This window comes from Accumulibacter sp., from assembly GCF_032229525.1.
Classification (GTDB): Bacteria; Pseudomonadota; Gammaproteobacteria; order Burkholderiales; family Rhodocyclaceae; genus Accumulibacter.
The window spans coordinates 7,185-14,389 of sequence record NZ_JAVTWB010000089.1 but is presented as its reverse complement, the minus strand read 5'-3'; the positions used below and the strand labels follow the sequence as shown (position 1 = coordinate 14,389).

At 63.7% G+C, this 7,205-nt stretch carries 8 protein-coding genes; 1 reads left to right on the top strand and 7 read right to left on the bottom strand.

The genetic code is table 11. The features are described 5' to 3' along the window. The 6 genes from zapD to bamE form a co-directional block, all read right to left on the bottom strand. A partial coding sequence (gene zapD / locus RUW20_RS05370) for a cell division protein ZapD (protein WP_313951165.1) occupies positions 1–746 on the bottom strand: 746 nt, incomplete at its 3' end. A gap of 60 nt (positions 747–806) precedes the next feature. Then, positions 807–1,430, bottom strand: a complete 624-nt coding sequence (coaE, locus tag RUW20_RS05365) for a dephospho-CoA kinase (RefSeq protein WP_313951164.1) — start codon at positions 1,428–1,430, stop codon at positions 807–809. Next, positions 1,427–2,125 (bottom strand): SPOR domain-containing protein, encoded by a 699-nt coding sequence (locus RUW20_RS05360; RefSeq protein WP_313951163.1) that lies wholly within the window; start codon positions 2,123–2,125, stop codon positions 1,427–1,429. Before RUW20_RS05360 ends, coaE begins: the two co-directional genes overlap by 4 nt. Next, the gene (locus tag RUW20_RS05355; protein WP_313951162.1) at positions 2,122–3,486 is read right to left on the bottom strand and encodes a TrpB-like pyridoxal phosphate-dependent enzyme; all 1,365 of its coding nucleotides are present in this window, start codon (positions 3,484–3,486) and stop codon (positions 2,122–2,124) included. Before RUW20_RS05355 ends, RUW20_RS05360 begins: the two co-directional genes overlap by 4 nt. A gap of 58 nt (positions 3,487–3,544) precedes the next feature. Continuing rightward, positions 3,545–3,955 (bottom strand): adenosylmethionine decarboxylase, encoded by a 411-nt coding sequence (gene speD / locus RUW20_RS05350; protein WP_313951161.1) that lies wholly within the window; start codon positions 3,953–3,955, stop codon positions 3,545–3,547. 105 nt (positions 3,956–4,060) lie between these two features. Continuing rightward, on the bottom strand, positions 4,061–4,549 hold the full coding sequence (bamE, locus tag RUW20_RS05345; RefSeq protein ID WP_313951160.1) for an outer membrane protein assembly factor BamE: 489 nt from the start codon (positions 4,547–4,549) through the stop codon (positions 4,061–4,063). Between the two features lie 226 nt (positions 4,550–4,775). Here bamE and RUW20_RS05340 point away from each other — a divergent pair, with 226 nt between their 5' ends. Beyond that, a complete protein-coding gene (locus RUW20_RS05340; RefSeq protein WP_313951159.1) occupies positions 4,776–6,062 on the top strand; it encodes an MFS transporter in 1,287 nt (428 codons plus the stop codon). Between the two features lie 66 nt (positions 6,063–6,128). Here RUW20_RS05340 and RUW20_RS05335 read toward each other — a convergent pair. Continuing rightward, a partial coding sequence (locus RUW20_RS05335; protein WP_313951158.1) for a YifB family Mg chelatase-like AAA ATPase occupies positions 6,129–7,205 on the bottom strand: 1,077 nt, incomplete at its 5' end.

The following is a 7,205-nucleotide window of genomic DNA, read 5'->3' as shown; positions in this document are numbered from 1 at the left end:
CAGAACAGCATGTCGAATTCGACGTCGCTATCGGACTGACGCGGCCGATGATCGCTGTCGGGACGAGTAAAGCGGATATTCAGGGCATATTTGTTGGCACTGATCTCCGGAATGTTGGGTTCGTCCGACTTGAGGGAAATGCGCACCATCTGCGAACTGCTACCGCCGAGCATCAGCTGAAACGCACCATTGGTGGCTACATGGTGCTCCTGCCGGCCGCTCGCGCGCAACAGCCGCAGAACTATCGTCAGAGCGTCACGCAGGGGTAGGAGTGGTTGCAGCCAGCCCAGTAGCGCCTCCCGCCGGACACCGGGATCCTGATTTCGCCACCAGTGGTATGAAGGCAGATCGAACTGACAGACACCACCGGGGATGCTGGCTCGACTCTTGATGCTCATCAGCCAATCGTTGTCGCGCAGGTGCTGGCCAATCTTCCCGCTCATCCCGAGCAGCGCGGCCGACGCCTGCTCGATCTCCTGCAGGGCGCTGGACAGCGCTTCTTCCGAGATGTCCGGGTTGTTGCGATAGGCAAGCAGGCTTTGGCGCTGCCGTTCGAGTTCCTGAATAAGATCCATTTTCAGGTCCGCACGTCCAGCCACATCAAGAATCTCGAACAGCGTCAGCAGAACCACATGGTGCTCGTGGGCCCCGTCCCCCTGCAGGAAATTGCCCACTTTGTGGAACAAATCCTCCAGACGCAGCAGGGTGCGTATGCGTTCATTGAAGGGACATTCGTAGGTAATCACACTTCCGCCAACGTCAACAAGAGGGATTTCTGATGATTCTGATGCATTTACAGCAAAACCTCAATGTCCAGCATGAAGTTTGCCGCCAGCCATCTCGAGATAGCGCTGATGCAGACCTTCAACCTGAGGGACCAGCGTTTCCAGTCCATCGTCGTTGATCACCAGATCGTCTGCCGCCGCCCGCCGCCCGACTCGCGAGGCCTGTGTCGCCATGATCGACTTTACGGCGCTTACCGATAGACCGTTGCGGGCCATGACCCTGGCAAGCTGTACGGCTTCGTCGCAATCGACCACCAGCACCCGATCGACGCAGCCCCGATAACTCCCCGATTCGACCAGCAGTGGCACGACGAGCAGCACGTAAGGCGCCGTCGCGGCAGCCGCACAGCAGGCATCGCTGCGTTGGCGGATCAGCGGATGGAGAATGGCTTCGAGCCTGGTCTTGGCAAGCGGATCGGAGAACACCAGGCGACGCATGGCCGGACGATCAAGGCCACCGTCGGCGCGCAGCATTGCCTCGCCAAAAGCCGCACTTATCGCCCCGATCGCGGCACCTTGCGGACCGGTCAGCTCATGGGCGATGGTGTCGGTATCGACCACCGCGGCACCACGCAGGGCGAAAAGATCTGCCACCGTGCTCTTGCCGCTACCAATACCACCCGTCAGGCCGACCACGAAGCTCATGGCACCGCCTCGCTCTTCGCCTTGCATGCCGCCGGACTGGCTTTCGGCAGCAGCGCGGCAATCGCCTCGCGCAAGGTTTCCGCCTGCGCTTCAGGCCCGCGGATTTCGAGTGCATTGAGCGACGATTTCCCCTTGCGTTCGCCCACCTTGGCCGATTTGACACCCTTGGCGCGCAGCGCTTCGAGCCGTGCGTTGGCGGCCTCCTCGCTGCGGTAGCTTCCCAGCGAAATCGCCAACGGACTAACGCCACCGTTGGGCACGATGAAGAACTCCTGGACGCCGAGTTGCTGTAGCTCGGTGGTCTTCCTGGTCGCCTCCTCCTTGCTGGCAAGTGGCGGAATGAAGACCCAGAAGGCGCTGACCTCGCCGGCTGCGTGGCGCAGCGCCTTGAACGCTGCGAAGCGGTCGGCCAGGAGCCGCTCGATCTGCTCAGCATCAGCACTCGTCAGGTCAGACCACAACTGACAGCTTTCGGCGGCCGTCTTCTCGACCACGTTCTCCGCCTCGACTTTCTTGCTCGCTGGACGGGATTCTTCGCCGCGGGAGACGATCTTCACCTTTTCCGGCAGCAGTTGCTGCGCAACACGGCGTGCGTCGGGATTGGCCGGTGCACCCAGATAACCCTGGGTCCACACGAACAGGAACAGATTGGCCAGAAGCAGAAGGAAAACGGCGATTCGCATCGAGGCGGTCATCCAACTTTCGGCAGCTGTTCGAGGGACGCCCGGATGGCTTCCGCCGGATACTCGAAATCCTCGAGTTCACCCGCGAAATACCGGTCGTAAGCGGCCATATCGAAGTGCCCGTGACCGGTGAGATTGACAAGAATGGTCTTCCCCTCACCGCTCTGCTTGCAGCGCAAAGCCTCGTCGATCGCCGCCCGGATCGCATGATTGGATTCGGGCGCAGGAATGACTCCTTCTGCACGGGCAAACATGACACCAGCCTCAAAGGTGGCCAGCTGTGTGACGGCAACTGCCTCGATCAGGCCCTCATGGTAGAGCTGCGAGACCAGCGGCGAATCGCCATGATAACGAAGCCCGCCAGCATGGATGCCGGGTGGCATGAAGTCATGACCGAGCGTATACATTTTCATCAGCGGCGTGAAGCCGGAGGCATCGCCGAAGTCGTAAGCGTAGGCGCCCCTGGTCAGCGTCGGGCACGAAGTCGGCTCGACCGCCACCAGCCGCGTCGGTTTGCCATTGCGTCCGCCGGCGGCGTTGTCGGCGATGAACGGAAAGGCCACTCCGGCGAACGACGAACCACCGCCGCAAGGGGCAAAAATCACATCAGGCCAGTCCCCCGCCTTCTCGAACTGCTTCTTCGCCTCCTGACCGATGATTGTCTGATGAAGGGCGACGTGATTGAGTACCGATCCGAGGGCGTAACTGGTATCCGCGCGCGAAGCGGCTTCCTCGACAGCCTCGGAAATGGCGATACCGAGCGACCCCTGGTTGGCGGGATCCTTCGCCAACAGGTCACGCCCGGTTTGTGTCATGTCCGACGGGCTGGCAAACACTTCGGCGCCCCAGGTCTGCATCATCGAGCGGCGAAAAGGCTTCTGCTGGTAGCTGACCTTGACCATGTACACGCGCACCTCGAGCCCGAACATCTGGCCGGCAAAGGCCATCGAACAACCCCATTGCCCGGCACCGGTCTCGGTAGCGATGCGCTTGATGCCCGCCTGATGATTGTAAAAAGCCTGCGGCACGGCAGTGTTCGGCTTGTGCGAACCGGCGGGCGAAACGCCCTCGTACTTGTAATAGATTCGGGCCGGTGTGCCGAGCACCTCCTCCAGCCGGCGCGCACGGATCAGCGGCGAGGGACGCCACAGCCGATAGATTTCCCGCACCTGTTGCGGAATCGGAATCCAGCGCTCGGCCGACATTTCCTGCTCGAGAATGGCCGTCGGAAAGATGGCTCCCATCTGCTCCGGCGACACCGGCTTGCCATCCGGACCGAGCGGTGGCAGCGGCGGCGTGGGCATGTCGGCGACGACGTTGTACCAATGAGTCGGAATCTCGGATTGTTCGAGCGTGATACGAAGCGATTCCACGAAGCCTCCCAGCCGTCCTTTTTATCGAGAACGGCAAGTATACCCCTGGATACCCGTGCTACTCACTGCCGGCGGCAGCGGCCGGAGTCCCGGCAAGGTCTGGAACGCCGCGTTCCAACTGTCGCTGCACGACTCGCGCCGGCGCAAATGCCGTGATCAATCGCTGGCAGGCAACGCGGGCAGCGCTGCTGTTGTCCTGGCTGAAATTGCAGACGTAGAGATCGAGCGTCACCGCCCGCGCTTCCGGCCAGGTGTGCACAGCGAGATGTGACTCGGCCAGGACCACGGCGCCGGTCGCACCGCCGGGCACGAGGACGCTGCCGAACTGGTGAAAAATCGCCCCGACGGGCGTCAACCCCGGCGTCGAGCAGACAGCCAGGCAAAGCTCCCGCAGTGATCGGGAATCGCTAAGCAGCTGCGGGTCACAGCGGCACTCGTAGAGTTCGGCAATGAGGTGCAAACCGTGCATGACAGGTTCCCGGTGGTCTGAGGAGCGGCGTGGCTGGACGCCGTAAGCGGGGCCTTCCCGTCGGCACGGGCGGCGAATCCCGGCCGCTGGCAAAGATCCCTAGGGTCAGCCCTTGGCCACGAAGTTGGTACTGGTTCTGGTGACCACCCCGTCGTTGTTGAAGTGAACATTGAAATACCAGGTCATGCCTGACTCGACCTTTGTTTTCCAGTCCCACACTTTTTCCTGTTTCAGGGAAAAGTAGACTTCGTGCGCGGGTCGGCCCAGCAGGTAGCGCACTTCGTCGGTGGTCATGCCCGGCGTGACCTTGGCGAAGTTCTCGTCGGTCAGCACCTGCCGCACCTCGCGCAGCACGTTGTCCGGGCCGATGACCAGCATGTAGTTGACGATCCCCTCGGGCATCCGCGGATACTCCCAGACCCGCGTACCGTCCGCGTCGACCCACTCCAGCGTCGGCTGGCCCATCAGCTTCTGCACTTCATCGGCACTGCTGCTGCCGGGCTTGAGTTTGCTTAGCGTGTCGGCGTCGCAAGCCGACAACACGGTGGCCACCAGGCCGCCAAGGAAAATCCCGGCGAATAGTTTGATCGACATGTTTACCGCGCTCCACTTACTGCGGCTAGAATCGTTTCGGCAAAGCAGAGAGTATAGACGACGCGCCAACAAGGAGACCCGTGAGCCCGATCGAACGCTCAAGTTCCAGCTGCCGCAAACCACCACCGCGCCGCGGCCGCTACTGCCTTGCGCAGCGCACGGACTGGCAGCACCGCTCGCCGGCGGCCGCGAATGCCGAGGATGCAGACCGCGCCGAGAAGCGACCGTGACTTCAGACCAGCGCGGCTATCCGCCAGCGTCCGTGGCGTGGAGTGTGTGGGGTCTGGGGGCTCTGCTCTATCTGATCGGCTTCTACCAACGGATCGCCCCGGCGGTAATGACCGACGGCTTGATGACCGAATTCGCGATCGGCGCGACCGAGCTCGGCAATCTCTCGGCGTTCTATTTCTACTCCTATGTGGCAATGCAGATCCCGACCGGGGTGATCGCCGACCGCTGGGGACCGCGCCGCCTGCTCACCGCGGGGGCGGTCGTCGCGGCAATCGGCAGCGCGCTGTTCGCCAGCGCGCCCGATCTGTGGTGGGCGAGCAGCGGACGCTTGCTGATCGGCGCTTCGGTGGCCGTCGCTTTCGTCTCAATGCTCAAGCTCGCCAGCCACTGGTTCGCACCGCAGCAGTTTGCCGTCGCCTCTGGCCTGGCACTGGTCTTCGGCGTCGTTGGCGGGGTGATCGCCGGCGTCCCCCTGCGCATGCTCATCGAGGCCTGGGGCTGGCGCCCGGTAATGGGCGTCTCGGCGGCACTCACCGGCCTGCTGGCGATCGTCATCTGGCTGCGCGTCCGCGACGATCCGGCTGACTGGGGCTATGACAGCCACGCCCAAGTAAAGCACGGCAGCGGACAGCACGGCTCGATCCTGCGCGGTATGGCCGAGGTATTCGCCTACCGCAATACCTGGATTCTGCTGATCACCCCGATCGGCGTCGCCGGCGCGGTGCTCACCTTCGCCGGCTTGTGGGGCGTGCCGTATCTGCGCCAGGTGCATGGCCTGGAAACCAAGACCGCGGCAGCAATCACCTCGCTGCTGTTGATCGCCTGGGCGGTCGGCGGACCGGTCCTCGGTGCGCTGTCCGAACGCATGGGCCGTCGCCGACCGCTCTACGTGTGGACGACAGCGGCGGCGCTCGCGGGATGGACGGTGGTCATCTTCGCGCCGATTCCGATCTGGCTGTTGATCGTCACCCTGCTATTCACCGGCCTGGTCTCCGGGAACCTGATCATCGGCTTCGCTTTCGCCAAGGAATCGGTACCGGCGCGCCTGATGGGCACAGCATCAGGAATCTGCAACATGGGGCCGCTGCTGGGTGGCATGCTGCTGCAACCCGCCGTCGGCTGGGTGCTCGACCGCAACTGGCAGGGCGCCGCCGCCAACGGCGTCCGCATCTACGACGCCGCAGCCTATCAGGCCGGCTTCAGCCTGATGGCTGGCTGCCTGCTCCTCTCCCTGTGCCTGATCCCGTTTGCCAGGGAGACCTACGCCAAACAGGCCAGCTGAATCGTCCTCCGCTTTCCGGCCGTCGACGGCTAACGCCAGGCAGCCCTCTGCGAGGCATCAAGCAGATCAGTCCTGGGTGAACCGGCGGTACTGCACCGCCTCGGCAACATGTTGCGCCTCGATCGCGTCGCTAGCGGTGATATCGGCAATGGTCCGGGCGACCTTCAGCAAGCGGTGGTAGGCGCGGGCCGAAAGCTCGAAGCGGCTGATCGCCTGTTTCAACAGTGCCCCAGCTGCCGCCACGGGCTGGCAGTGCTGATCGATTTCCTTTGTCGTCAAGCGGGCGTTGGCTTTCCCCTGCCGCGTCATCTGTCGTTGACGCGCGTCTGCTACCCGGGCGCGAACGACGGAGGAGGCTTCACCGTCCGGCGCCTGCTGCAACACTTCGGCAGGCAAGGCCGGCACCTCGATCTGCAGATCGATGCGGTCGAGCAGCGGGCCCGACAGCTTGCTGCGATAGCGCCGCACCTGCTCCGGTGTGCACCGACAACGGCCACGTGCATCACCGTTATAGCCACAGGGGCAGGGGTTCATCGCCGCCACCAGCTGGAACTGGGCCGGGAACTCGGCCTGTCTGGCGGCGCGCGAGATATGGATGCGGCCGCTGTCCAGTGGCTCGCGCAGCGCTTCCAACACCCGCCGATCGAACTCCGGGATCTCGTCGAGAAAGAGTACGCCCTGATGTGCCAGCGAGATCTCGCCGGGGCGCGGTACGCTGCCGCCACCGACCAGCGCCGCCGAGGACGCCGTGTGGTGCGGCGCCCGGTACGGATGACGACGAAAGCCCTCGGGATTGAACTGCCCGGCCAGCGAGAGGACGGCAGCCGATTCGAGCGCGGCTTCCAGCGTCATCGGCGGCAGCAAGCCGGGCAGCCGGCTGGCGAGCATCGATTTGCCGGTACCCGGCGGGCCGGCCAGCAAGAGCGAATGGGCGCCCGCGGCAGCGATCTCAAGCGCGCGTTTGGCCTGCGCCTGACCGCGCACATCGGCAAGATCGGGATAGTCGCCACGGTCATCGACAGCCTCAACGCTGGCCAGGCATTCGCTCAGCGAACCCTGTCCGGTCAGGTGGGCGCAAACCTCCAGCAAGCTGTTGGCGGTAAACACCCGCACCGCGCTGGCCAGCGCGGCTTCACGGGCGCT